General features: G+C 72.6%; 24 protein-coding genes. 7 read left to right on the top strand and 17 right to left on the bottom strand.

The window, feature by feature from the left end; all coding sequences use genetic code 11:
• From ABD374_RS08205 to ABD374_RS08180, 6 genes are all read right to left on the bottom strand, one after another.
• The coding region (locus ABD374_RS08205) for a 2-oxoglutarate dehydrogenase E1 subunit family protein (protein WP_344492957.1) at nt 1–364 on the bottom strand (364 nt) is incomplete at its 3' end.
• Nucleotides 365–624: 260 nt separating this feature from the next.
• Entirely contained in the window at nt 625–1,734 is a 1,110-nt protein-coding gene (locus ABD374_RS08200; RefSeq protein ID WP_344492955.1) for a HAMP domain-containing sensor histidine kinase, read from the bottom strand.
• Complete coding sequence (locus tag ABD374_RS08195) at nt 1,731–2,468, bottom strand: response regulator transcription factor (protein ID WP_069926973.1); 738 nt, start codon at nt 2,466–2,468, stop codon at nt 1,731–1,733. Before ABD374_RS08195 ends, ABD374_RS08200 begins: the two co-directional genes overlap by 4 nt.
• Before the next feature lie 75 nt (nt 2,469–2,543).
• Nucleotides 2,544–3,266 (bottom strand): spermidine synthase family protein, encoded by a 723-nt coding sequence (locus tag ABD374_RS08190; protein ID WP_344492952.1) that lies wholly within the window; start codon nt 3,264–3,266, stop codon nt 2,544–2,546.
• Between the two features lie 209 nt (nt 3,267–3,475).
• Nucleotides 3,476–4,171, bottom strand: coding sequence for a GNAT family N-acetyltransferase (locus tag ABD374_RS08185; RefSeq protein WP_344492950.1), 696 nt, complete (start codon nt 4,169–4,171; stop codon nt 3,476–3,478).
• Nucleotides 4,172–4,283: 112 nt separating this feature from the next.
• A complete protein-coding gene (locus tag ABD374_RS08180; protein ID WP_344492948.1) occupies nt 4,284–5,090 on the bottom strand; it encodes a nucleotidyltransferase in 807 nt (268 codons plus the stop codon).
• Between the two features lie 186 nt (nt 5,091–5,276).
• Here ABD374_RS08180 and lon point away from each other — a divergent pair, with 186 nt between their 5' ends.
• Complete coding sequence (gene lon / locus ABD374_RS08175) at nt 5,277–7,679, top strand: endopeptidase La (RefSeq protein ID WP_344492946.1); 2,403 nt, start codon at nt 5,277–5,279, stop codon at nt 7,677–7,679.
• Nucleotides 7,680–7,827: 148 nt separating this feature from the next.
• Here the strand turns inward: lon and ABD374_RS08170 are convergent, their stop codons facing one another.
• Nucleotides 7,828–8,661 carry a lysozyme gene (locus tag ABD374_RS08170; RefSeq protein ID WP_344492944.1) on the bottom strand — a complete coding sequence of 278 codons (834 nt, stop codon included), beginning with the start codon at nt 8,659–8,661 and terminating at the stop codon, nt 7,828–7,830.
• Between the two features lie 258 nt (nt 8,662–8,919).
• Between ABD374_RS08170 and ABD374_RS08165 the strand changes: the two genes are divergently transcribed.
• Nucleotides 8,920–9,414: a MarR family winged helix-turn-helix transcriptional regulator gene (locus ABD374_RS08165; RefSeq protein WP_425577160.1), complete on the top strand. Its 495-nt coding sequence runs from the start codon at nt 8,920–8,922 to the stop codon at nt 9,412–9,414.
• 114 nt (nt 9,415–9,528) lie between these two features.
• Here the strand turns inward: ABD374_RS08165 and ABD374_RS08160 are convergent, their stop codons facing one another.
• Nucleotides 9,529–10,317 carry a hypothetical protein gene (locus ABD374_RS08160; protein ID WP_344492942.1) on the bottom strand — a complete coding sequence of 263 codons (789 nt, stop codon included), beginning with the start codon at nt 10,315–10,317 and terminating at the stop codon, nt 9,529–9,531.
• Between the two features lie 379 nt (nt 10,318–10,696).
• Here ABD374_RS08160 and ABD374_RS08155 point away from each other — a divergent pair, with 379 nt between their 5' ends.
• The 5 genes from ABD374_RS08155 to ABD374_RS08135 all read left to right on the top strand — a co-directional run bounded on the left by ABD374_RS08155 (nt 10,697) and on the right by ABD374_RS08135 (nt 16,412).
• Nucleotides 10,697–13,555, top strand: a complete 2,859-nt coding sequence (locus tag ABD374_RS08155; protein ID WP_425577159.1) for a sensor histidine kinase — start codon at nt 10,697–10,699, stop codon at nt 13,553–13,555.
• On the top strand, nt 13,552–14,037 hold the full coding sequence (locus ABD374_RS08150; protein ID WP_344492940.1) for a roadblock/LC7 domain-containing protein: 486 nt from the start codon (nt 13,552–13,554) through the stop codon (nt 14,035–14,037). The genes ABD374_RS08155 and ABD374_RS08150 overlap by 4 nt, the downstream gene beginning before the upstream one ends.
• On the top strand, nt 14,034–14,453 hold the full coding sequence (locus tag ABD374_RS08145) for a DUF742 domain-containing protein (protein ID WP_344492938.1): 420 nt from the start codon (nt 14,034–14,036) through the stop codon (nt 14,451–14,453). The genes ABD374_RS08150 and ABD374_RS08145 overlap by 4 nt, the downstream gene beginning before the upstream one ends.
• Before the next feature lie 61 nt (nt 14,454–14,514).
• Nucleotides 14,515–15,135, top strand: a complete 621-nt coding sequence (locus tag ABD374_RS08140; protein ID WP_425577162.1) for a GTP-binding protein — start codon at nt 14,515–14,517, stop codon at nt 15,133–15,135.
• A gap of 41 nt (nt 15,136–15,176) precedes the next feature.
• Nucleotides 15,177–16,412: a styrene monooxygenase/indole monooxygenase family protein gene (locus ABD374_RS08135; protein ID WP_344492936.1), complete on the top strand. Its 1,236-nt coding sequence runs from the start codon at nt 15,177–15,179 to the stop codon at nt 16,410–16,412.
• A 79-nt stretch (nt 16,413–16,491) separates the two neighbouring features.
• Here ABD374_RS08135 and ABD374_RS08130 read toward each other — a convergent pair whose 3' ends face one another.
• The 9 genes from ABD374_RS08130 to ABD374_RS08090 form a co-directional block, all read right to left on the bottom strand.
• Nucleotides 16,492–16,737 (bottom strand): hypothetical protein, encoded by a 246-nt coding sequence (locus ABD374_RS08130; protein WP_344492934.1) that lies wholly within the window; start codon nt 16,735–16,737, stop codon nt 16,492–16,494.
• A 109-nt stretch (nt 16,738–16,846) separates the two neighbouring features.
• Nucleotides 16,847–17,509, bottom strand: coding sequence for a histone deacetylase (locus tag ABD374_RS08125; protein WP_344492932.1), 663 nt, complete (start codon nt 17,507–17,509; stop codon nt 16,847–16,849).
• Between the two features lie 111 nt (nt 17,510–17,620).
• Nucleotides 17,621–18,829: a C40 family peptidase gene (locus ABD374_RS08120; protein ID WP_344492930.1), complete on the bottom strand. Its 1,209-nt coding sequence runs from the start codon at nt 18,827–18,829 to the stop codon at nt 17,621–17,623.
• A gap of 235 nt (nt 18,830–19,064) precedes the next feature.
• Nucleotides 19,065–19,841 carry a hypothetical protein gene (locus tag ABD374_RS08115; RefSeq protein WP_344492928.1) on the bottom strand — a complete coding sequence of 259 codons (777 nt, stop codon included), beginning with the start codon at nt 19,839–19,841 and terminating at the stop codon, nt 19,065–19,067.
• Between the two features lie 226 nt (nt 19,842–20,067).
• The gene (locus ABD374_RS08110) at nt 20,068–22,758 is read right to left on the bottom strand and encodes an outer membrane protein assembly factor BamB family protein (RefSeq protein ID WP_344492926.1); all 2,691 of its coding nucleotides are present in this window, start codon (nt 22,756–22,758) and stop codon (nt 20,068–20,070) included.
• A gap of 75 nt (nt 22,759–22,833) precedes the next feature.
• The gene (locus tag ABD374_RS08105; protein WP_344492924.1) at nt 22,834–23,109 is read right to left on the bottom strand and encodes a hypothetical protein; all 276 of its coding nucleotides are present in this window, start codon (nt 23,107–23,109) and stop codon (nt 22,834–22,836) included.
• A 126-nt stretch (nt 23,110–23,235) separates the two neighbouring features.
• Nucleotides 23,236–23,964: a TetR/AcrR family transcriptional regulator gene (locus tag ABD374_RS08100; RefSeq protein ID WP_344492922.1), complete on the bottom strand. Its 729-nt coding sequence runs from the start codon at nt 23,962–23,964 to the stop codon at nt 23,236–23,238.
• Nucleotides 23,965–23,993: 29 nt separating this feature from the next.
• Complete coding sequence (locus ABD374_RS08095; RefSeq protein ID WP_344492920.1) at nt 23,994–24,923, bottom strand: AurF N-oxygenase family protein; 930 nt, start codon at nt 24,921–24,923, stop codon at nt 23,994–23,996.
• 307 nt (nt 24,924–25,230) lie between these two features.
• On the bottom strand, nt 25,231–25,713 hold the full coding sequence (locus tag ABD374_RS08090; RefSeq protein WP_344492918.1) for a DUF3291 domain-containing protein: 483 nt from the start codon (nt 25,711–25,713) through the stop codon (nt 25,231–25,233).
• Nucleotides 25,714–25,719 lie beyond the last annotated feature (6 nt).

The raw sequence follows: 25,719 nt of genomic DNA, 5'->3' as shown, positions 1-25,719 counted from the left end.
CGGCGGCGGGGGCCGGGGCCTGGGCGGCGGGCTGTGCCGCCGCGGGGGCCGGCCGGGTGGCCGCGGGCGTCGCCGGGGTGGCGGGCGCGGCGGGTGCCGGGGCGGCCTGGGCCGGCTGTGCGGCGGCCCCGGTCACGTCATCGGGTTCGGGGGTGGCGGTCTTCTCCGCCGCGGGGGTGGAACCGGGCTTGTAGTCGGCGAAGAAGTCCCACCAGGCGCGGTCGACCGAATTCGGGTCCTGGAGGTACTGCTGGTAGATCTCGTCGACGAGCCACTCATTGGGACCGAAGGCAGCGGCAGGGTTCTTCCCTTGCCCGTCTTGGTCGGTCGAGACGCTCGGGCTACTGGGGGACTGAGACGACACGGCGTTAACCGCCCTCTTCCGCTTCGCAAGGTGATGGACAGCGGAAATAAAGGCTACGCCTCCCTGGCCGGGACGTGCAGGCCGGGCCGTCCATCCGTCGCGCAAGTCACATTGGAGAGCTGGTTTCGGCGCTTGGAATGGCGGGAAACAAGCCTGGTTCCGCTGTATTCGGGTAGGGCTGAAGGCGGCCACGGCCCCTCTGGACCGTGCCCCCCGGTGGGCGACACGCGGGAACGTGCGCTTCCGGTTCGAACCCTACGTCAACTACCTGTCCTGAGACTCCCCGGAAGGGTGACCTGGATGCGGCAGCCGCGCGCGGATTCGGCCACTCCGATGCGTCCGCCGTGCAGATCCACCGCCCAGCGCGCGATCGCGAGGCCGAGCCCCGTACCGCCGTCGCTGCCCGGGCCGTGCGGAGCGGGCAGGGCGCCGCGGTTGAAACGCTCGAAGACCCGGTGCCGCTCGGACTCCGGAATGCCGGGGCCCTCGTCCAGGACCTCCAGGTCCAGGCTCTCCGGCTGCGGGCCGCGCCGGGCGCGCACGGTGACGCGGCCGTGCGGCGGGCTGTGCTTGACCGCGTTGTCGAGGAGGTTGGCGACGACCTGGTGCAGCCGTTCGACGTCGGCGTGCGCGGTCAGCTCGGGCGGCGAGACGTCCAGGTGCAGATGCACGTCGGTACGCGTATGACTGCCGGACCCCGAGGCGAGGCCGCGCTGCGAGGCGATCACGTTCGCCTCCTTCAGCACGCCGGAGAGGTACGGCCAGACCTCGAAGCGGTGCGCCTTCAGCGGTACGACGCCGTTGTCCAGCCGGGACAGGTCGAGCAGCGTCTCGACCAGCCGGCCGAGGCGCTCGGTCTGTTTCAGCGCCGTGCGCATCGTCTCGGGATCCGCTTCGGACACTCCGTCCACGACGTTCTCCAGCACCGCTCTGAGTCCCGCGATGGGGGTTCTCAGCTCGTGCGAGACGTTGGCGACCAGTTCCTTGCGGTGGCGGTCCACGGCCTCCAGGTCGTCCGCCATGTGGTTGATCGTGGCCGCCAGGTCGCCCAGTTCGTCCCTGCGGCCCGCGCCGCGCACCCGCCGCGTGTAGTCGCCGTGCGCGATGGACCGGGCCACCGTCGTCATCTCGTCCAGCGGAGAGGTCAGGCTGTGCGCCACGAACTGGGTGATCAGCATCGAGGCGATGACCGAGAAGACGGTGATGAAGCGCAGCTCCGTCTTGGTGCGCAGCGCCACCAGGATCAGGCCCGTGGTGATGAAGACCGAGACGACGACGAGCGTGCCGAGCTTGGTCTTGATCGAGAAGGGACGCAGCCCGTTCCTTCCCTGCCCCTGCCCCTGCCTCGCCTGCCTTCCCTGTCGCGTCATGCCGGTGGGGTCTCCAGTGCGTACCCCACGCCGTGGACCGTGCGGATCCGCTCGGCGCCGATCTTGCGGCGCAGCGCCTTGATGTGGCTGTCGACGGTCCTGGTGCCCGAGGCGTCGGCCCAGTCCCACACCTCGGCGAGCAGCTGCTCGCGCGAGAGCACGGCGCGCGGCGTGTTCGCCAGGCACACCAGCAGGTCGAACTCGGTGGGCGTCAGGTGTACGTCGTCACCGCGTACCCGCACGCGGCGCTGCGCGTGGTCGATCTCCAGTTCGCCCAGGCGCAGGATGCCGCTGCGCGGCGTGGAGGCGGCGAGCGTCGCCCGTTCCACCCGGCGCAGCAGGACATGCACGCGGGCCGCGAGCTCGCGCATCGAGAACGGCTTGGTCATGTAGTCGTCGGCGCCGACACCGAGGCCGACCAGCATGTCGGTCTCGTCGTCGCGTGCCGTCAGCATCAGTACCGGCACGGGCCGCTGCGCCTGGACGCGGCGGCAGACTTCGAGCCCGTCGAAGCCGGGCAGCATGATGTCGAGCACCATCAGATCGGGCTGCCACGCCTCGGCGGCGTCCACCGCCGCCGGTCCGTCGACGGCCGTCTGCACCTGGAAACCCTCGGCGCGCAGTCGCGCTGCAATGGCGTCGACGATGGTCGCGTCGTCCTCGACGACCAGCACCCGGCGCTGGGCGCCCGGAGTGGCCGCGAGGCCGTTGTGGCTGGTGTGTGTCTGCTCCATTGCCCCGCCCCTGGGAGTTCTCTTCTCTATTCCCACGTGTAGGGCAGCAGCGTAAAGGCACTGACAGCGTCCCGGCTACGCAGGGCGAACCGCGAGGTGGACCACGTCAGGCACGCCTCGGGCAACTTGGATCTCTTCCGTCCCAACCAAGTTGAATCCGGCATTCCGCAACGCGTCCTCGAATTCCGGGGACGGTCCGGCCGACCAGACGGCGAAGATTCCGCCGGGCCTCAGCCGCCTCATGCACCCCGCAAGCCCTTGTGGGGAGTAGAGATCGGCGTTGCCGTCGGTCACGGTCCAGTCGGGGCCGTTGTCGATGTCGAGGCAGAGCGCGTCGTGGGTGTCCTGGTACGTACCAGTGTTCCCGATCCGGTTTTCCCGAACGTAATCCACCAGGTCGGTGTGAATGATCTCGCATCGTGGATCGGCGAGCGCGTCGCCCGAGATCCGGGCCAGCGGTCCCGCGCGGTGCCAGTCGATGACGGCCTGTTCGCGCTCGACGACCGTGATCCGCCCCCAACGCGGCTGTGCGGCGGCGCGGGCGAGCGAGAAGCCGACGCCGAGGCCGCCGATGAGGAGGGCGGGGGAGGGGAGGTCGGCCGCGGCGGGGAGTGCGGCGAGGGCGGCGTCGACGAGGAGGCGCTCGGAGCGGCCGTCGGAGGTGTCCATCAGGAAGCAGCCGTTGGCGATGATCTCGAAGTGCCCTCCGCGCTCCCGCAGGACGACCTCCCCGTACGGGCCCTCCCGCCGGTCGACGGTGGTGGCGTGCGGAGTCTGGGGGCGGGCCTGGGCGGCCATGGGGAACCTCCGGGACGGTGTTCTCGGGTGCTTCCTGTTGTCGTCGGCGCCATCCTGGCGCCGGACGGCAGCGGGATCAAACCTCTTCGCCTCCGGGGGCCCGCCCTCGCGCCGGGCCCGCCCTCGCGCCGGGCCCGCCCTCGCGCCGGGCCCGCCCTCGCGCCGGGCCCGCCCTCGCGCCGGGCCCGCCCTCGCGCCGGGCCCCGCCGTCATGCCGGGCTTCCCGGGTACGTCACGCCGGTCAGCGGGGCGCGCACCTGCCAGCCCAGCGACTCGTACAGCCTCCGCCCGTCGGTCGTCGCGCCCAGGATCCCCGCCGTGGCGCCCTGTGCGTACGCCGCGTCCTGGAGCGTGCGCATCACCAGCGCGCCCAGGCCCTTGCGCCGGTGCGCGGGGGCCGTCTCCACCTGGTCCACCACCGCTGTCCCGCCGGTCGGGGCGACCTGGCCGCGCGCGGCGAACCCGCCGTCGGGGGCGGTGACGAGCAGGCGCGTCACGCCGCCGCGGCACCAGGACTTGAGCGTGTAGCCGTCGGGTGCGTGGGTGTGGGCGTGGGTGTGGGCGTGGGCGCCGGGCAGCGGGCGCAGCGGTGTCGTCATCAGCCAGCCGGGCCCGTCCGGCCTCCACTCCGGGCCGAGCCAGGGCGCGACCGTCTCCGGCTCCAGGAACACCTTGAGCGAGACGGCCGGTGCGGCGTACGCCTCGGCCAGCTTGCGGACCGTCGCCTCGTCGGCGTCGGTCAGGACGTGACGGGTGGCGTGGTGCGGGAGGCCGACATCGACCGTGAGGCCCCAGGGCTGGGGCACGGGGTCCGCCGCGCCCCGGGACACGACCCATCCGCCGACCCAGGCGCGGACGGCGTCGGCGGTGGAGCCGAAGAGCGGCGAGGGGGACCGGGGTGTCATCTGTACTCCTTGTGTAATGGTCAGATGCTTTATTTGATCATTACATATCGCTTCCGGGTGGAGGGGTCCCATGCGGGAAGGGATCGCCGGCGGCGGAGAGCGGGGGTGCCGCTCAGGGGCGCGGTGCCTTCTCGCCGTGCACGGCCGTGTACTCGGCGGCGAGCCAAGGGGCCAGGTCGTCGACGAGCACGCCGAGCACCGCCGGGTCGGCCGAAGGGGTACGGCCGGTGGCCGCGGCCAGGCGCATCTGCGCGGCGCGCCCGGGGTAGTGACGGCCGAAGAGTTCGGCGGACTCGTCGAGGTCGCTGGTCCAGCCGCCCCAGCGGGGCATGACCAGAGTGAACCCCGTACGGACGAGGCGGCGGGCGACGGCGCGGCCGAGAGTCCTGCGGGCGGCGTCCGTGGTGGCTTCGGCGGTCCGGGCGCGCCAGCGCGGGAGCGCGAGGGCGAGGTCGCCGTTCGTTTCGCGGGCGAGCAGGGCCGTGGGGCCGTAGCGGGGCAGCCGTTCGGCCAGGTCGGCGCCGAGCAGTGGGGTGCAGAGGCAGGAGACGAAGAAGCCGAGATCGTGACGTTCGAGATCGCTGAGCAGGGTGCTGGTGCTGAACAGCAGGGTGCCGACGCCGTCGAGCTGCGGGAACGCGCTGTCCAGCGCGGCCTCGACGGCCTCGGCGTCGGCGCGGTCGGCTCCGGTGGGCTCGTGGTGGAGGGCGAGGAGCAGGTCGAGGTCGGAGGCCCCGGGAACGGCGGTGCCGCGGGGGACGCTGCCGTAGAGGTAGGCGCTGTGCAGGCGCGCGCCGCCGAACGTCCCGGCGAGGTGGGCGTGGGCCGCGTCGACGGCGTCGGCGAACGCCGGCGGCACCCGGTCCAGCGCGCCTTCGCGTGCGATCGTCCCGTCGTGGTTCAGCCCCCGTGCGTCCATGAGGGAACTGTGCCCCGGGCCGCCGTGCGCCGCCGAGCGAATTTCCGGGACGGCGCCGCGGCTTCGCTCGTGCGCGCGGGCCGGCTCCGCACGTTGATCGCTCACAGCGAACACGCATCCGGGAACATTCGGAAGCTCACAAGCATTGAGTCGGCATAGCTCAAGTTCACTGCCGAAGGGGAGATCATGGCATCGACGTCCAACCCGCTCACCCTGCCCGTGCTGCCGCTCGACGACGAGGTCGTGCTGCCGGGAATGGTGGTGCCCCTGGACCTTTCGCACGCCGACGTACGCGCCGCGGTGGAGGCCGCACAGGCCGCCGCCCGTTCCAGTGGCAACAAGCCGCAGGTCCTTCTCGTTCCGCGGATCGACGGCACGTACGCCGCGATCGGCGTCCTGGGCACCGTCGAGCAGGTCGGCCGGCTCTCCGACGGCGATCCCGGCGCCCTGATCCGCGGCCGCGAGCGCGTCCGGATCGGAGCGGGGACGACAGGACCCGGCGCGGCGCTCTGGGTCGAGGGCGCGAGCGTCGAGGAGACCCTGCCCGACCCGCTCCCCGGAGCGGTCACCGAACTGGTCAAGGAGTACAAGGCGCTCGCCACCAGCTGGCTGAAGAAGCGCGCCGCCTGGCAGGTCGTGGACCGCGTCCAGCAGATCGAGGACGTCTCCGCCCTCGCCGACAACTCCGGCTACTCGCCGTTCCTCACCACCGCCCAGAAGGTCGAACTGCTGGAGACCGCCGACCCGGTGGCCCGGCTGAAGCTCGCCGTGAAGTGGCTGGGCGAGCACCTGGCGGAGCAGGACGTCGCCGAGTCCATCGCCAAGGACGTGCAGGAGGGCGTGGACAAGCAGCAGCGCGAGTTCCTGCTGCGCCGCCAGCTCGACGCCGTGCGCAAGGAGCTGCGCGAGATCAACGGCAAGGACGGTGAGGACGAGTCCGACGACTACCGGGCCCGAGTCGAGGCCGCCGACCTGCCCGAGAAGGTGCGCGAGGCCGCCCTCAAGGAGGTCGACAAGCTGGAACGGTCCTCCGACCAGTCCCCGGAGGGGTCGTGGATCCGGACGTGGCTCGACACCGTCCTCGAACTCCCCTGGACCGAGCGGACCGAGGACCAGTACGACATCCAGGGCGCCAAGGCGGTCCTGGACGCCGAGCACGCCGGCCTGGACGACGTGAAGGAGCGCATCACCGAGTACCTGGCGGTCCGCAAGCGCCGGGCCGAGCGCGGCCTGGGCGTGGTCGGCGGCCGTCGTGGCGGCGCGGTGCTGGCCCTCGTCGGCCCGCCCGGCGTCGGCAAGACGTCGCTCGGCGAGTCCGTCGCCCACGCCATGGGCCGGAAGTTCGTACGGGTCGCGCTCGGCGGCGTACGCGACGAGGCGGAGATCCGCGGACACCGCCGTACGTACGTGGGGGCCCTTCCCGGGCGGATCGTGCGCGCGATCAAGGAGGCCGGGTCGATGAACCCCGTCGTCCTCCTCGACGAGATCGACAAGGTCGGCTCCGACTTCCGCGGCGATCCGGCCGCGGCGCTGCTCGAAGTCCTCGACCCCGCCCAGAACCACACGTTCCGCGACCACTACCTGGAGGTCGAGCTGGACCTGTCGGACGTGGTCTTCCTCGCCACCGCCAACGTCCTGGAGGCCGTCCCGGAGGCGCTGCTGGACCGTATGGAGCTGGTCAGGCTCGACGGCTACACGGAGGACGAGAAGGTCGTCATCGCCCGCGACCACCTGCTCCCGCGTCAGCTGGAGCGTGCGGGCCTGGAGCCCGGGGAGGTCGCCCTCGACGACTCGGCGCTGCGCAAGCTGGCGGGCGAGTACACCCGTGAGGCGGGCGTACGGAACCTGGAGCGGTCCGTGGCGCGCCTGCTGCGCAAGGTGGCGGCGCAGAGCGAACTGGGCGAGCGGGAGCTGCCGTTCACGATCACGGACGGCGACCTGCGCGCTCTGATCGGCCGGCCCCACCACGTCCCCGAGTCCGCCCAGGACCCGGCGGAGCGCCGCACGGCGGTCCCGGGCGTGGCCACCGGCCTCGCGGTCACGGGGGCGGGCGGCGACGTCCTCTTCGTCGAGGCGTCGCTGGCGGACCAGGAGACGGGCGGCGCGGGCCTGACCCTCACGGGCCAGCTCGGCGACGTCATGAAGGAGTCCGCCCAGATCGCGCTCTCCTTCCTCCGCTCGCACGGCGCGGAGCTGGAGCTGCCGGTCGGTGACCTGAAGGACCGGAGCGTACACATCCACTTCCCGGCGGGCGCGGTGCCCAAGGACGGACCGAGCGCGGGCATCACGATGACGACGGCCCTCGCCTCGCTGCTGTCCGGCCGGCTGGTCCGCACCGACGTGGCGATGACGGGCGAGGTCTCCCTGACCGGCCGCGTCCTGCCGATCGGCGGCCTGAAGCAGAAGCTGCTGGCGGCACACCGGGCGGGCACCACGACGGTGGTGATCCCCAAGCGGAACGAGGCCGACCTGGACGACGTCCCGGCCGAGATCCTGGACAAGCTGGAGATCCACCCGGTGACGGACGTCCGCCAGGTCCTGGAGATCGCCCTGGCTCCGGCAGAGGTACGGGTGCCGGTGGCGGCGTGACGGACGCCTGCCGGTGACCCGGCTGCGGAACGCCCTCTTCCCTCACTGCGAGGGAAGGGGGCTTCTGCTTCTGCTTCTGCTGTGGCTTTCCTGCTTCCGCTTCGGCTTCCGCGCGAAAACGAAAGGGCGAAAGGCCGGGGACGGCCGGTCAGCCGGCGGCGAGGGCCTGGACGCGGTCGAGGGCGCCGTTGAACTTGTTGTGGTCGCCGACGATGGGCCCCGTGGAGGTGTACTGCCACATGGTCTGTACGCCCCAGCCGGCCGGGAGTTCGCCCACGGTGGTGTTGTAGCGGGCGATCCACAGCGGGTTGGCGGAACCGAAGCCGCCGTAGTTGCCCGTGCAGGTCTTCCACCAGCTCGTCGCCGTGTAGATGACGGCGTCACGGCCGGTGCGGGCCTTGTAGGTGTTCAGGAAGTCGCGGATCCAGGCGACCATCCCGCTCTGCGTCTTGCCGTAGCACTGCGCGCCGTAGGGGTTCCACTCGATGTCCAGCACGCCGGGCAGCGTCCTGCCGTCGCGCGACCAGCCGCCGCCGTTGTCGACGAAGTAGTGGGCCTGGGCGGCGCCGCTGGAGCCGTCAGGTGTCGCGAAGTGGTACGCGCCGCGGATCATGCCGACGTTGTACGAGCCGGTGTACTGCTGTGCGAAGTAGGGGTTCTCGTAGTAGTTCCCCTCGGTGGCCTTCACGTAGGCCCACCTCACGCCGCTGGTCCACAGGGAGGACCAGTTGACGTTGCCCTGGTGGCTGCTGACGTCCACGCCTTCGGTCTGTGTGACGCGGATGCCGAGCGGCAGGCCGCCCTGGCCGTCGTGCTTGACGACGCCCATGCCCATGCGGGCCGAGCCGCGTTCGGGCTTCTCGGCGGCGGTGACCGCGCCCGGCAGGGTCAGGACGAGGGCGAGAGCGGAGAGGACGGAGAGAAGGATCCCGGCCGCCGCGGTGCGCGGGCGGCGGGCCGTTCCGGATCTGTGCACGGGCATGTACGTGCCTCCGAAAGGCTCGGTGGGGATGCTGGGGATGCTGGGGGTGCTGGGGACAGGTCCGGTCCGGCAGGTCCCGGCGGGCGACCTGTCGACGAAGCCACTGGTGTGGACATGTCAGCAATGAAGCTACGCACGTAGACAGGAGGCGGGGAAGGGGGTCCGGGTGCTGCCGTTGGTCTAAACCTACGAAATACTGGGCGAGCTGCGGCAATGGCCGCTGGTGAAAGAAAACTTCAGGGGTGAGGAAAGCGCGTAATGAGTCCTGACGTGCACGGAAGCGGAAGAGCGGATGACGGGCGCGTTCCGGAGGCGAGCGCTGTGGACCACGAATTCCTCGCGCTGGAACGCGAACTGGCCGTATTCCTGCGCCGGGCCCGCGCCGCCTCCGGCGACATGGCCCGCGAGGTCCACCCCGAGCTGGAGCCGGCGGCGTACGGGCTGCTCGTACGGCTCGACGAGGCGGACCGGCAGCGGGCCACCGAGCTGGCCTCGTGGTTCGGCGTGGGCAAGGCGACCATGAGCCGGCAGCTGCGCGCCCTGGAGGAGCTCGGCCTGGTCACGCGCGAGCCGGACCCGGCCGACGGCCGGGCCTCGCTGGTCGCGCTCACCGAGGAGGGGCGCGCCCGCTTCCGGCGGGTACGGGACGCGCGCCGCGCCCGTTACGTACGCAAGCTGGCGGGCTGGGACCGCGCGGAGGTGGCGGAACTCGCCCGCCTGCTCCACCAGTTGAACAGCCGCGCGGAGGGCTGAGCCGGAACCCCGGAGGGTCCCCGGAGGATCCGGGGCGGGCGTGCCCGGCTTCCGCCCCCGCCCCGCTTCCGCCCCTGCCCCGTCCTCGGCCTCCGTCCCGTCCCCCGCCTCCGCTCACAGCTCCGCGTAGACCACCGCCGCGTCGTCGTGCCGCTTCCAGCGGCGTACCAGCGGTGCCCTCGTGCCGCCGGTCTCCCGCTCCAGGGACCGGACGCGGTCGATCAGCGACTGGGCGCCCTCCTTGCGCAGTACGTCCAGGCAGTCCGCCCAGTCACCCTCCCCGAACATGTCCACCCAGCGCGTCGCCCCGTCGCTGAGCGCCGCCAGCGCCCGCACCCGCGCCCGTGGCTCCACGCCCGTCACCGCCCGCGCCGCCACCGCCGGATCGGCCGCCGCCGTGAAGAAGCCGCCCTCGGCGTTGCGCAGGGCGTCGGTCGCGGTGAGCGAGGCGAGCACCTCACGGGGGACGAGGCCGAGGCGGTCGTCGAGCACCGCGCGCACCGTGCCGTCCGCGGACTCCAGCAGCAGCGCCGAGTCCGACAGCACCAGGTGTTCGACCTCTTCCGCGCCCCAGCGCGCCAGGACCACCGTCGCCTGCGGCGTCCGCACGTGAGAAAGGTCACAGGTGCGGCGATGGGCGTCGGCGGTGCGGCGAATGGCCTCCGCGAGGATCTCGGTGAGGGGGAGATCCAGCCGTGAAGTGGACAATTCGATCAATGCGCCACCGAGCCTGGCCGTGAACCAGGGGACCGAATGCAGACATCCGTCATCGCCCGCCGGAGGGGTCACGCCGTCCAGCAGGACGAGCGCCCCGCCCCGGCCGGTGGCAGGAAGGGCGACAGACGCCCAGTCCTCGTTGGGGCGTTCGGGGTCCCCGGGGGCCGTGGCCAGTTCGAAGCGCATACGGCCAAGTCTGCATGAGGGCGCCGGACGCCGCCCGATGGCTTCCCGGCGCCGCCAGTTGGCCCGTACCGGCAGGTGGGGCGCGGGTTTATGGGCGGAATGGGACACTCCGCGAAGCTGCGGGGGCGCATCCTGCCAAAGGCCGGGCGGAACTTCCAACCGGCGCTCCGCGCGCCCGCGAGGCGGACCGGATCGGAAGTTGTTCGTCAACTCCCGAGTGTTGTTCACTCGTTCAAGTGGCGGAGCGGGTGATGCGCGACTTCTTCCCAAAAGCGCTGGAATGGTCTGAAGCCATTCCTGGGACAGGGGCGCTCTCTTGTGTGACGAGTCGTCACCTCGGCCACATGAGCAGACGAGTCAAGCAAGAATGCGAGCACCGGTGCAGAAAAAGCGGCCTCGGGGCGATAGCGGTAATGGCGAGCGGACCGAACGCACCGTACGGGTACGCAGTCGGCTGGTCGCCGGCGTGGCCGTCGTCGGCGTCACCGTCCTCGCCGCCGGTACGCCCGCCATCCTCGGCGCCTCATCCGAACTCTCCGATTCCCAGCGCCTGGTCACCCTCGCCGAGCTGAACCGGCAGGCCGTCACGCTCGCCCACTCCCTCGCCGACGAACGCGACGACGTCACCGCGTACATCGCGGCCGGACGCGGCGGCGCGGACGCCGACGGGGACGGGGAAGGCGCCGGGGGCGCTGCCCAGGACGGCGCCGCACGCGGCGGCAAGGGCGAGGGGGTGTCGGAGAACCACAGCGCCCGCGTCGACCGGCAGATGGACGAGATCGAACTCGCCGCCCCCGCCGGTCTGCGCCGCGACCTGGCCAGGATTCCCGGCATCCGCAGGGAGGCCCTGACCGGCGAGGGCACCGCGCTGGAGGCCCACAAGGCGTACACCGAGGCGATCGAGAAGCTCCAGGACCTCGCCGACGAGCTCGCCGACAGGACGCCTCCGCGCGCCGCCGAGGCCACCCGGGCGCCCGCCGCACTCGGCCGGGCCGTCGAACAGGCCGCCGCCACCCGCGGGCTCCTGCTCGCCGCGCTCTCCGTGCCGCGCGAGAACACCGGCAGCCGCGTCGACCCCGTCACCGGGCTGCTCGTCCCCGCCGAGGAGGACCCGGACTCCCCGAGCGCCCGCACCCGTGACGCGCTGAGCACCGCGGCCCAGCGGTCGCGGGTACGCGAACTCGCCGCGCTCGCCGACTTCGACCAGGCCGCCGGGGCCGCCGCCCGCGAGTCCCTCGAGGTCACCGTCACCGGCCCCGAGGTCAAGACCGCCGAGGAGTACCTCACCCGTCTCACCGACCAGCCCCGGCTCTCCGACGCCGAGCTCGGCACCGACCGCGCGAAGGCCGGAGCCGCGCTGTCGGCCCGTATCGACCTGATGCGCGGCGTCGAGTCCTCCCTCGGATCCGCGCAGGTCACCCGGCTCTCCCGGCTGCGCGACGACGACGTCACCGCGCTGGAGCTGCGGATCGCCCTGGCCGGCGCCTGCCTGCTGTTCGCCGTCGGTGCCAGCACGGCCGTCGCCCGTACGCTCACCCGCCCGCTGGCCGTGCTGCGGCTCGGCGCGGCGAGGCTGGCCGCCGCACCGCAGACCGCGGGCGCCAAGGCCGCGGACGGCGGGACGGCGGACGGCGGGACCGCGGGCGCGGCCACCGTGGAGCCGATCCGCTTCACCGGCCGCAACGACGAGTTCGCCCAGGTCGTACGGTCCCTCAACACGCTGCACGCCAGGCTCGCCGAGGCCGGCGCCCGCGCGGAGAAGCTCGCCGGTGACCGTACACACCTGATCGGCCAGCGCGAGACCCTCGCCACCCAGCGCGCCGAACTCCAGGAGCAGGTGGCCGAGGCCACCACGCAGCTGGAGCGGATGCGCCACACCGTCCACTCCACGTTCGTCAACCTCTCGCTGCGCACGCTCGGCGTCGTGGAGCGCCAGCTCGGCATCATCGAGAGCCTGGAGGAGCGCGAGCAGGACCCGGAGCGCCTCGCCACCCTCTTCAAGCTCGACCACATGGCGACCGTCATGCGCCGCCACGGCGAGAACCTGCTCGTCCTGGCCGGCACCGAGCACGGACAGGGACAGCAGGGCCCGGTGCCGCTCGTCGACGTACTGCGCGCCGCCGTCAGCGAGATCGAGCGGTACGAGCGGGTGGACATCCGGTCGATCCCGCCGCACGCCCAGGTCGCGGGCTTCGCCGCCAACGACCTCAGCCACCTCCTCGCGGAGCTCCTGGAGAACTCCACCTCCTTCTCCCCGCCGGACGCCAAGGTCGAGCTCTCCGGCTGGCTCCTGGAGAGCGGCGAGGTGATGCTCTCCGTCCAGGACGAGGGCATCGGCATGACGCAGGACCGCCTCACCGAGCTGAACGCGCGGCTCGCCGAACCCTGCGCGTACGAGCCGGGCGACGGCATTGACGGCGGCATCGGCCTGCACGTGGCCGCGCTGCTGGCCGCACGGCACGGCGTACGGGTGACGCTGCGGGAACAGAAGCAGGGCGGCATCGCCGCGGTCGTCGTACTGCCGGACGCGCTGCTGCCCACCGCGCCGCCGATGTCCGCGCCGCCCGTGGTGCCGGTGGCGGGGGACGCGCCCACGCTGAACCTCCCGGGGTCGGTCGCGGAGGCCAACTCCAATGCGCTGCCGGGGCGTTCGGTTCTCGACGGGTCGCCGCGGGAGGGCCTGGAGGACCCGCTGGTGGCGGCGGCCGAGCGGACCATCCGCGAGGACGCGCGGAAGTCGGCACAGGACGCCGAGCCCGCCGAACCCGCCGAGCCGGAGCCCGGGGCCGGGGCCGAGCCCGAGTCCGCCGAGCCCACGGAGGCCGAGCCCGAGCCCGCCGCGCCCGCTCCCGGGCCCTACGCCATCGCCCCCGACACGCATGAGCGCGTCGCCGACGGGAAAGCGGACACCGGGGCACCGGCCGACGAACCGACCTGGACGATGCGGCTGCCCAGGCAGTCCGCCGCACCCGAGGCGGAATCGATCACCGACCAGCCGGCCACCGATGAGCCGGTCACAGACAAGGGACTACCCAAGCGCACCCCCAGGATCGTCAAGCCCGGCCCCGCCCAGCCCAAGGAGCGCTCCACCGGCGTCGACGCGGACGCCCTGCGGCGCCGGCTCGGCGGTTTCCAGCAGGGTGCGATCAAGGGCCGTCGTGATGTCGAGGCAGAGATCTCAGGCAACGGGGAACGTCCGGAGACCAAGGGGGACACCGTTGAGGAGGAACGCAGTTGACTGCGTCCAGCACATTCGGGCTGAGTAGCGAAGCCCGCAATCTCCATTGGCTGTTGAGCAATCTCGTCGAGGAGGTGCCAGGACTCCTCTCGGTCGCCGTCGTGTCGTCCGACGGGCTGCTCCTCCTCTCCTCCGACCCGGAGCGGAACGCCGGACAGGCCGCCCCGGCCGCCCGCCAGGACGGCCCGAAGGGATCGAGCGCGGACCTCGCGACCATCGTCTCGGGCATCGCCAGCCTCACCCAGGGCGCCGCGAAGCTGATGGACGGGGGCGGGGTCAAGCAGACGATGGTCGCGATGGAGGAGGGCAGCGTCTTCGTCATGTCGATCAGCGACGGCTCGCTGCTCGGCGTGCACGGCTCGCCCGACTGCGACATGAGCGTCGTCGCGTACCACATGGCGCTCTTCGTCGGCCGCGCCGGACACGTCCTCACCCCCGAACTCCGCAGCGAGCTGCGCAAATCGATGGAGAGTGCTCTGTGACGCCGACGCCGGTTCCGTCGTCCGCCGCCAAGCTCCCCGTACGGGGCGAGGGCCGCAGGCCCGCCCGCGTACGCCCGTACTCGCTCACCGGCGGCCGCACCCGCTTCACGCACGTCCTGCTCGTCGAGACCTTCGTGGCGGCGATCGAAGCCCCCGAAGAGCGGCGCGAGCTGACCAACGGCGGCCTCCAGACGCGCGTCATGCCGGAGATGCGGGCCATCGTCGAGCTCTGCCGCCGCATGCGTACGGTCGCGGAGATCTCCGCGCTGCTGAAGATGCCGCTGGGCGTGGTCCGTGTGCTGCTCAGCGACTTGGCCGACCAGGGAAAGATCCGTGTGTACGGGACCGGGCACGCCCCCGGCCAGCCCAACCGCGCGCTGCTCGAAAGGGTGCTGAGTGGACTCCGCCGTCTCTGAGACCTCCCCGGCCCGCACCGCCGGGCCCGTACCGCCGGTCCCGGACCGGACACGGCCGCCCCTGCCCGCCCCGGCCCCGGCCCTGCCGCCGGAGGCGGACGAAGGCGCCCGGGACTGGCAGACGGACCGCACCCGGGCACCGATCGCCACCAAGATCGTGGTCGCGGGGGGCTTCGGCGTGGGCAAGACGACCTTCGTCGGCTCGGTCTCCGAGATCACCCCCCTCAAGACCGAGGCGGTGATGACCACCGCGAGCGAGGAGACCGACGACCTCACCGCGACGCCCGACAAGACCACGACCACGGTCGCGATGGACTTCGGCCGTATCACCCTCGACGACGACCTCGTGCTGTACGTCTTCGGGACGCCCGGCCAGCAGCGGTTCTGGTTCATGTGGGACGACCTGGTGCGCGGCGCGATCGGCGCGGTCGTCATGGCCGACACGCGCCGGCTGTCCGACTGCTTCCCCGCGCTCGACTACTTCGAGAGCTGCGGGCTGCCGTACATCGTCGCCGTCAACCACTTCGAGGGAACGACGGCGTACGAGGCCGAGGACGTCAGGGAAGCCCTGACCGTACCGGCGCACGTACCGGTCGTGATCATGGACGCGCGCAAGCGGATCACGGTGGTCGAGTCGCTGCTCGCCCTCGTCGGTCACGCGCTCACCACCACGCCCGAATAGCGGCGCACCCCCGAACAGCTACTCAACGGAGAACCACCGCCATGCGGAAGATACTCATCGTCGGAGCCGGTCAGTCCGGGCTCCAGCTCGCCCTCGGCCTCCAGAGCCGCGGGTACGAGGTCACCCTGATGTCCAACCGCACGGCGGACGAGATCCGGTCGGGCCGGGTCATGTCGACGCAGTGCATGTTCCACACCGCCCTCCAGCACGAGCGCGACCTCCAGATCAACTTCTGGGAGTCGCAGGCCCCGAAGATCGAGGGCCTCGGCGTCTCCGTCGCCGCGCCCGACTCCTCGCGCGCCGTGGACTGGGTCGGCAGGCTCGACGGTTACGCCCAGTCCGTCGACCAGCGCGTGAAGATGGCCGGCTGGATGGAGACGTTCGCGCAGCGCGGCGGGCAGCTCGTCATCCACGGCGCGGCCGTCTCCGACCTGGACTACTTCTCCCGTACGTACGACCTGGTCATGGTCTCGGCCGGCAAGGGCGAACTGGTCTCGATGTTCGGCCGCGACGCGTCCCGCTCCCCGTACGACGCCCCGCAGCGCGCCCTGGCCGTGGCGTACGTCCACGGGCTCGGCCCGCGCCCCGAGCACCCGGAGTTCGACGCGGTCCGCTGCAACCTGGTCCCGGGTGTCGGCGAGCTCTTCGTCATGCCGACGCTGACCACCTCCGGCCGCGCGGACATCCTCTTCTGGGAGGGCATCCCCGGCGGCCCCGTCGACGTGTTCAAGGGTGTGAAGGACCCCTCCGAGCACCTGTCCCTCACCCTGGAACTGATGGAGAGGTTCCTGCCGTGGGAGTACGCCCGCGCGACGAAGGTCGAACTGACCGACGCGAACGGCACACTGGCGGGCCGCTACGCCCCGACGGTGCGCAACCCGGTCGGCCGGCTGCCTTCCGGCGGCCTGGTCCTGGGCGTCGCCGACGTCGTCGTCGCGAACGACCCGGTCACCGGCCAGGGCTCCAACTCCGCGTCCAAGTGCGCGGCCTCGTACCTCTCCTCCATCACGTCCCACGGCGACCAGCCGTTCGACGAGGCGTGGATGCGCTCCACGTTCGACCGGTACTGGGACACGGCGCAGCACGTCACCAAGTGGACGAACGCGATGCTGGGCGTCCCGCCGGAGCACGTCCTGAACCTGATCGGCGCGGCGGGCGGCCTCCAGCCGGTGGCCGACCGCTTCGCGAACGGTTTCAACGACCCGTCGGACTTCGAGAACTTCTTCTACGACCCGGAGAAGACGAACGCCTACCTGGCCGAGGCCGCCGGAGCATGACGCGCTTCTGAGGACCGAAGACCCCCGGCCTGATCGGCCGGGGGTCTTCCCGCTGGTGGGCGCGGACGGTTCCGGACCGTCACGGATTCTCGGTGAAGCGGACGGACCAGGCGTAGCCGCTCAGGTTGTCGTGCTGGACCCGTCGGACCTCTCTGACCTGGCAACCGTCGTGGGCGTACTTGCGGGCGAACCGGTCGAGGCGCTGCGCGTCGGTGAGATCCTCCATGGACAGCGGCGCTCCGATGACGAGGTCTTCGTGGAGGACGGTGTCCTGCGCGGCGTCGTCCGAGCAGGCCGGGCAATGATGTGTTTCAGGTAGGGCCATACGTCCAGTGTGCTCCCTGTCCGGGGGGCACCGGGACGCCCCGGCCTTCGCAGCCGGACAACCGCGCCGCAGGGACTCCGGGCCGGGGGCGGACGGCGGTCCGGCCCGGTCACCGACCGATGAGCTCTTCGAGCTCTCTCGCGGTCCAGCGGCCCGCCGCGCCGGGGCAGGCCGCCAGGTAGCCCGCGACCGTGGACACGTCCCACGCGCCTGCTCCGAGGAGTCCTGTGGCCAGGTACCGCACGTAGGCGGCGGAGGGCTCGGCCCACTGGACGTCGCTGACGCTCCACGGGGCCGTGAAGGTGAGAACGGGCAGGCCCTCCAGCACGCCCGGGCAGACCAGCGTTTCGTAGCGCCCGTCGCCCAGCGCTGCCCTGCCCCTGGTCAAAGCCCCGCTCAGGTCGAGGTCGACGCCCGGCTCCCGGTACATCTCCTGAGCCGCGACGTCAGAGAACTGCTCGGCCGTGACCAGGTGTGCCCGCGCGAGAACACGTCCGTCCGCCCCGGGATCGTAGAAGGCTCGCGCTCCGGTCCACACCGGAGACTCCGTGGCGAAGTAGAGGGTGCCCTCCAGCTCCACCGGGACGGACGCTGCCGGTGCGCGCCTGTCCCGGCAGCCCGGGTAGGTCCTGGCAGCCCCCGGAGGGCGACCGCCCGCGAGATAGGAGGCCAGGCGGTCCGGATGCGTGTTGGAGCCGTAGGACGCGTACCAGACCTGCTGCGGGGCGGCGCCTTCGTACCGCGCTGTGCCGATGACGCGGATGCCGGTCATGGTCCTCTGGTACCCCGTCGACGGTGTGCGAACGGCCACGCGCGGGACTCGCGCCGGCACGCCGTGGCGGACGACGCGCCGGTCCCGGGCAGGGAAACAGCCCGCACAGGGCTACGCCCCGGGCGCCGCCTCCGACGCGTACCCCAGGTCAGGCCCTTCCGCCGCGCCCCGCGGCAGCTTCGGCGGGGTGTAGGACGGGAGCGGCTTCAGGCGCGGGTCCGGGCGGACCGCGCCCAGCAGGGGGTTCGCCGCGATCGGGGAGACCTTGACGCGGGCTCCGGGGCGCGGGGCCTGGACGACCATGCCGTTGCCGAGGTAGATCGCCACATGCGTGGCCTTGGGGAAGTAGATCACCAGGTCGCCCGGCCGCAGATTGCGCAGCGGTACCTTCGGCAGCTGCCGCCACTGCTCCTGGCTCGTCCGGGGGATCTCCCGCCCCGCGTGCGCCCACGCCTGCGACGTGAGCCCCGAGCAGTCGAAGGAGCCCGGCCCCTCCGCGCCCCACACGTACGGCTTCCCGATCTGGCGTACGGCGTACTCCAGCGCCTTTCCGCCCAGCCGCGAAGGCGTCCGCTTCGCCGCCTCGCCCGGGCTGCCGAGCGCGCCCGAGGCCAGCAGGCCGCGCTGCGCCCTGCCGGTGTTCCGCTCCTCCAGCCGCGCCAGACCGGCCAGCTGCTCCTCCGACAGCGAGGCCAGCAGCTCCGCCACGTCCCGCATCCGCTCCCGCACCGCGTCGCGCTGCTTCTTCTGCTTCCTGGCGAGGGTCTGCTGCTTGTCGAGCGCGTACCGCTCCCTGGTCGCCAGCTGGTCCGCCCGCCTCTCACCGCTCTCCAGCCGTGCGATCGTCGCCGCTCGGTCGTCGGCCGCCCGCTGCAGTACGTGGCCCTGCGCCAGCGCGCGCTCCGGGTCCCTGGCCAGCAGCAGCCGCAGGTACGGCGAGAGGCCGGTCCGCCCCTGGTACTGCTCGCGCGCCAGCCGGCCCGCCGCGCTCCGGCTCTCGGCGAGCTCGGTCCGGGCCCGGACCAGGCCCGCGGTCACCTTCCTGACCTCGCCCAGCTGCTCCTCGACGGACTCCTCCGTCGCCTTGTACGTCTCGCTGGCCTCCTCGGCCCGCCGGTACAGCTTCTGGAGTTCCGTCAGCAGCTCCGTGACGGTCGGTGCCTGCCGGGACGCGGGTGGAGCAGCGGGTGCGGGGTCGGGTGCGGGTGGAGGGGCTGGAGCGGCCGGTGCCGCCGCGGTGGACGGCGCGGGGAGCGCCGTGAGCACTGTGGCGGCGGCCAGTGCGACCGTACAGACGGTCCGGGTGAGTCTGCTTGACACGTCATCACCTCCGGTTCGCGGCCGGGCGGTCCGGCCTCACGGTGATGATGTGCACCGGTGGCGGGGGCGTGAGCGGGCGGCTGGGCGGGTTGGGCCAACGCCGTCACCCGCCGAGAGGCAATCCGCGGCACCACCGGCGTGGCTGCACAGCGCACCCCGCCCCGGCGGAGGTGCCGGGACGGGGTGCGGGGTGGTGCGGGATGTACGGGGTGGTGCGGGATCAGCTGTGCTGCGTTCAGCCGAGCTTGGCCAGTTGCGCCTCGATCTCGGCCTTCGGCTGCTCCGTCCTGCCGGTGAAGCTCTGCGCGTAGAAGGTCACCAGCGTGCTGCCCTTGCGCACCGTCACCAGCTGGGACGTGCTGGGCTCGCCCTCCAGGTCCATCGTCAGCGTGAAGGCGGCCGCTTCGTCACCGCCGGTGTAGGTGTGGGGGGCGACCTTGGTGTACTTCGTCCTGTCCGAGCCGGTGGCCACGGTGAAGCCGCCGGCGCAGGCCCTGCCCGCGGCGCGCAGCTCGGCGAGGGCGTCCTGGGCGCCCTGGCCCTCGTACGAGCCGAGGGTGTCCGACATGAGCGTCGTGGTGCCCAGACCGGTCAGGCCGGCCTCCAGCTTCTCCTCGGGCGAGGCGTCCTCGGCCGGCTTCCGGGGCACCCTGGTGATCTTGCGCGCCGAGGTCGCGGCGGGCTTGCCCGCGGACCGCAGTGCGACGGCGTCGACGAGCGGCTTGCACTCGGACTTGTCGGCGGTGGCGCTCTTCACCGCGGCGAGGTCCACCTTGGACGGCTTGGCGACCCTGTGGTTCTTCAGATCGCTCCCGGCCAGAACGAGCTTGTCCAGTTCCGTCTGCGACAGGGCCTTCCCGGCGGGCTCGGCGGCGGCTGCGCTCTCCTTGCCCTTGTCCTTGCCCTCGGGAGCGGCATCGACGGTCTTGTCGGATCCGCAGGCGCCGACGAGCAGGGCCAGCGAGAGCGCGGAGGCGGCGACGGCGGTACGGCGGACGGTGGTGCGGCGCATGAAACAGTTCCCTCTGGATCGGTGAACAACGGTCCCCCCGCGCGAAGTCCACTCAGCCGGTGACACGCGGAATCTGTTGTGATCACCGAATCTACGGCCTCTGCCCGCCCGATGATCAACGGATTTCGGCCGTCGGCGGGATCGTGACGCCCGTGCAATCCCAGAGGCATCCAATCGAGACGCGTTCCGCTACAACCTTCGCCGTCGCGTCGCGTCGTGCCGTGCCTCAGTCGAGAGGGAGCGCGTAGAAGGTGCGGCCGCGCCACAGCACGGCCCTGCCGCCGAACACCTCCGCCCGGTACGGGGCGGAGGCATCCTCCGCACCCGGCGCCGTGACGCCGGAGTCCTGGAACTTCCACAGCCGCCGGCCGTCGCGCGCGCCGATCGCGGTGGCCTGTGTCTCGTTGAGCGCGAAGACGGTACGGCCGCTGCTGCTGAGGGCGACCCGGGGGACGGCCCGGCCGGGGTACTCCGTGGCGCGCTTCCACCGCTGGGCGCCGGTCGCCCTGTCGACGGCGTACACCTCGTTGGAGTCGCCCGGGACGTACAGCGTCTTGTCGCGCACGACGCCGTGGCCGAAGCCGTAGGGGGCGTCGCCGGAGGGGCCCGGGGCGGCCTCGAGCTTCCAGAGCTTCTTGCCGCTGCGGGTGTCGTACGCCTGCAAGTCGCCTTCCACCGCCGCGTAGAGCCGGCCGGACGGGTCGTCGGTGATGCCCGCGCTCGGCCGTACCCCCGGGAAGAACTTGCTCCACAGCGTCCTGCCGGTCCTGCGGTCGACGAGGACGAAAGCCGCCCTGCCCTTGGCCTTCCTCATCTGGGCGGCGGTCAGGGACGAGGTCCTCCGGCGCAGGAGGAGGCTGTCGGGGCGGATGCCGACCGTCTCGTAGCGGGGGACGGCGCCGGGGCGGCCGTTCGGCATCTCGGTGCGCCACAGCTCCTTGCGGGCGGCCATGTCGTACGCGAAGAGGTAGGTGCGCGTGCGCGTCACCTCGTCCTTCTTCCCGCCGAGGGTGTCGACCTTCGCCGAGAACCAGACCACGGGGCCGTCCGTGGCCACCTTCGCGCCGAGCACGGCCCGGGTGTCCTTCCGGCCCTTCGTCAGGAGGGGGCCGTACGGCACCCGGTGCCTGACCCGCCCGTCCTTCGCGGACAGCCACAGGAAGTCGGCCGGGGTGACGACGAAGCAGTGGGTGTCGTCGGCGGCTTCGGGGGCGTACTCCGTACCGGCGGCCTTCTGCTCCCAGAGAGGGCGGCCGGTGCGCAGGTCCAGCCCGGTCGTCCGTTCCCGGCCCGGGATCAGGAGGACCCGGTCGCGCCAGAGGCGGGCGGGCGGACCGTCGGCCGCGAGCGCGACCGGGTGCTGGTAGTGCCAGAGCGGATCGGGAGCGAGCCCGGGCAGCGGTTCGGGGCGGGCGTCGGGCTTGGAGCCACCGGCCGGGCGCGCGGGGGCGTCGTCCTCGCCGCCCGGGAAGGCCAGCACCGCGCCTCCGCCCACCACCAGTCCGGCGGCGCCCGCCGCGATCCCGGTGAACAGGCCGCGTCTGCTGAGGCCGCCGGGGCCGCGCGGGGCGGCGGTACGGGCGGGCGGCTGCGGCGCGGGGAGCACGGCGGTGGTGGGCGGCAGGGCGAGCGCGGTGGCGGGGTGGGGGAGGAGAGGGGCGGGGCCGGGCCGCTGTGCGTCTCCGGCCGTGCTTCCGGCGGCGCCTCCGGCCGCCGTCACGGCTGGGGCCGCGCCTGTGCTCACGACCGGCGCCGCCGTGCGCCGCAGCGCCGGCAGACGCAGTGTCGGCCCGCCGCCGACGTCCGCGGCACCCGCGGGCGTGCCGCCGGTCTCCCCCGTGGCCCCGGAGGCCGGGGAGGGGCCCCCTTGGTGGGCCGGGTCTCCCGGTCCGCCCGGCGGGCGGGGGGCGGAGCCCAGGTGGCGGGAAGGGGCGGGCAGGGGAACCAGGTTCTGCGCCCCGGCTCCCGCGCCCGTCTCCGCTCCCGCTCCCGTTCCCGCCTCGGCTCCCGCACCCGCTCCCGTCCCCGCGCCCGGCTCCAGCGCCCTCGCCGCCTGGTCCGCCAGGGCCGACACCAGCCGGTCCGGGAGCCAGCCGTGGCGGGCCAGGGCCGCCGCGCCCTCCAGGGCCAGTTCCGCCGCCAGGGCGCCCGGGGCCGGGCGGTCCGCCGGGGACTTGGCCAGGCAGCGGGCGATCAGCGCGCGCAACTCCTGCGGTACGGCGGCCAGTTCCGGCTCGGCGTGCGCGATGCGTTCGGCGGCCGCGCCCTCGGGGCCCGCCGCCAGCGGGGTCGCGCCGGTCGCGGCGTACGCCAGGAGCAGGCCGAGGACGAAGATGTCGGACGCGGGGCCGGGCTCCTGGCCGGCCAGCTGCTCCGGGGTGAGGTAGCCGAGGCGTACGGACAACTGGCCGCCGGGACCCGCCTCGGCGGCCGCCGAGGCCCCCAGCGCGCCGAAAGCCGTCAGGCGCGGCCCGTCGGAGGCCAGCAGCACGGTGTCGGCGGCGAGGCCGTGGAGTACGGCGCCGGTGGCGTGCACCCGGGACAGGGTCTCGGCGAGCGCGGCGCCCAGGGTGCGTACGGTCCGCTCCGGCAGCGGCCCGGCGAGTCCGACCGCCTCGCCCAGCGTCAGCGCGGGTACGTAAGGGGTCGCCGTCCACAGCCCGGAGCCGTCGGCGCACGAGTCGACCGGGGCCTGCACCCAGCCGCCGGCCAGCCGCTGGGCGGTCTGCGCCTCCGCCTGGAAGCGGCGGCGGAAGGCGGGCAGTCCGGCCAGAGCGGGGCGGGCGGCCGAGACCACGGCCGTCGTACCGTCGGCGGAGTGCGCCAGGTACTGCACGGTGCTCGCCGTCTCCCGCAGGCGCGACAGCGGGGCGTACGGCCCGATGCGGCGTGGATCGTCCTGACGCAGCGCTTCCAAGGCGCACCCCCTGTGCTCACCGTGCCGGGGCCGCTCCCTCGGACACAGCGGCCACACCCTGCACAGCCGTCGATCTTATGGCGTGCTGTCCGGCTTCGACCAGGGCCACCTCGGGCGGTGGCGCTCGCGTCCGTCCGGCGCGTACTCGTACCTCCAGCCGCGCTGGAGCCCCAGCCGCTTGCTGTATCCGGCGGGGACGCGCAGGTAGGCGTGCACGGTCGGCGGTCCGCCGCCGTCGTCCGGCACCGGCACCTCGTACCACTTCGGCGGGTGTCCGGTCGGCCCGACGAGCACCGGCAGCACCCGCCCGTCCAGGGGACCGCCCACGAAGGGCGTGTTCTCGCTTCTCACCCGGCCAGTCTCGCAGGGACAACGGTCCCAGGAGATCTCACAGCGGCCGCAGGGGATGGCGCCGGAGCCGCAGAAGGCCCCACCGCGGCAGCGGGAGGTTTCGCGGGAGGCGGGCCGCTCCAGGTTTCACAGGAGGTGCGCCGCTTCGGCGACCACCGGGACCACCCGCCGCGCCAGCACCCCCGCCGGGCCGTCCGCCGTCTCCGTCGCCAGCACCGCCCTCGTCACGGCCGCCGTCCGCGCGTCCGTCGCCGCGGTCACGGTCAGCAGCGCGACGAAGTGGCCGACCAGCCAGTCCCGCAGCTCGCCGGCCGGCGGCTGCTTGTCCTCGTCCAGCCAGATCAGGGAGGCCGCCTCGACGGCCGTGATCCAGGTGCGGACCATCATCCGCAGGCGCGGCCCGGCCGTCTCCGCGACGCCCAGATGCGCCAGTACCTGCTCGGCCGCGGCCCGCCGCACCCCGTCGACGATCGCGGTCGTACGGGAGGTCTCGGCCACGCTGCCGCCCTGGAGCAGCGCGCTGAACCCGGCGTCGTGCTGGTCGACGAAGGCCAGGTAGCGGTCCAGGGCGGCGGCGAGCCGCAGGGTGAGCGGCCCGGTCTGCGACTCGGCGAAGCACAGCTTCAGCTCGTCGGCGGCGGAGCGGAGCGCGGCCTCGTACAACTGCTGCTTGCCGCCCGGGAAGTAGCGGTACACCAGCGGCCTGGACACCCCGGCCGCCTCCGCCACGTCGTCCAGCGAGACCTCCTCGGGCGCCCGGTGCGCGAAGAGCGACAGGGCGGCGCCCAGGAGCTGGCTGCGACGCTCCTCGACGCTGAGCCTGCGGTACGCGGGGGTGGCTGCTGCCGGGGTCATGCCCGCAGCGTAGCCCCGTATGTGCCCGTTTACGCGAGGAGTCCCGAGCTCTTCCAGAGCCGGCGGCCGACGCCCTGGAGCACGCCGATGTCGTCCAGGAAGTCGGTGAGCCGCTTCGCGCCGTTCTGCATGACCTCCCTGCGGTGGCCGCTCTCCTTGACCTGGGCGACGGCCTGGCGGCGGTCGAGGCCGACGTTCTCGTACACCTGCGGGTTGACGAAGCACGTCGAGAAGACCCGGGCCGCCTCGCCGCAGCTGACCCGGGTGAGCTCCCGCTCCCACGCGGGCGCGGTCACCATCTGGCGGCGCAGCTCCTCGCGGGCGTAGCGGACGTGGCGTGCCTCCTCGACCACGTGGATGCGGGTCACGCCGCGCACGAGGGTCTGGACGCGCTCGTCCGGGAACGTCAGCCGCTGCATCCAGTCGAGGATCTCCTCGCCGAGCAGCGTGGCCGCGAACGAACCCGGCGTCGTCGAGACGGTCTTCAGGACGCGTGCGAGGTTGTGGTAGAAGCGCGGCACCGGGTAGGCGGGCGCGCCGCCCTTCTGGATCATCTTGGCGAACATCATCGAGTGCCGGCACTCGTCGGCTATCTCGGTGAGCGCGTAGCGCACGTGGTTGCTGGTCACGGACTTGTCGTAGATGTGCCGGACCAGCAGCTGCATGAGGATGATCTCGAACCAGATGCCGAGGGAGGCCAGCGACGCGGCCTCGTGCCTGGCCAGGTCCATGCGCTGCTCCTCGGACATCTTCCGCCAGAGCGGGGTGTCGTAGAGCGATATGAGCTCGGGCGGCCAGAACCACTTGCCCTCCTCGACGGGGGCGTCCCAGTCGAGTTCCGTCTCGGGGTCGAAGGAGTGCTTGGCGGACGACTCCAGCAGGCGCTCGGCGACCTGCTCACGGTCCTTGAGGAGGCCGAGTGCGTCCCTGAGTGCGTCGCGTTCGGTCACTGTGGTCATGGCGGGGGCACCTCACGGGTGGGTTACTGGCGGTCACAGCCGTGCTCGCCTCTTATGAGACTGCTTGTCAGCAAGCCCGTCAATCCCTCGCGCAGGACTTGTTGGCCGCCTCGTCGGCCGCTCGTTCGTCGAGGGGTGATTCTGCCCACCACCCCTTCCGCAAAGGGGCACAGGGGTGCAAAGGGCAGACGGGGGCCGGTCCGTGACGGGCTGGTGCGCGCGGCGGACCCGCCCTTCGCCGCCGAGCCCTGGAAGGGACGAGATCACCGTAAAGGTCCGGGAGGAGACGAGGCGGAGGGCCGGCTGATCACACGGACGCGCCGCCGGGGGGCGGGAACGTCGTACGCAGGGTGAAGGCCTCCGGCGTCGGGCCCTGCTCGCGCAGGCGCAGGAGCGCCTTCTCGGCGTCCGCCACCGTCGGGCGGTTCCCCGCCTCCACCCACCACAGCGCGGTCATCGCCTCCTTCACGCGCTCGAACCACTCGTGGCGCCGGGCGAGCAGCTCCCGGTGCTGCCCCTGGTACATGAAGGCGGTCAGGGCGTTGGTGTCGCGCCACACCGTCATGTTGAGGATCAGCCACTCGTCCCCGAACACCGGCACGTCCGTCGCGTTGCCCGTCTCGCTCTGCAACCGCCACCTGAAGCCGTCGGCGCCGTCGGCCGCCGCGTTCACGGGGTCCAGGGCGTCCACGAAGTCCTTCAGCTCCGGGGAGTCCAGCGGGAACTTGAGCCGGGCGATGTTCACTTGGGCGAGTTCGTACGCGGCGGGGGCGGCGGAGTCGGTAGTCATGGCCGC

This window comes from Streptomyces enissocaesilis (assembly GCF_039533765.1).
Classification (GTDB): Bacteria; Actinomycetota; Actinomycetes; order Streptomycetales; family Streptomycetaceae; genus Streptomyces; species Streptomyces enissocaesilis.
The sequence above is the reverse complement of the archived record's forward strand: the minus strand, read 5'-3'. Positions and strand labels throughout refer to the sequence as shown.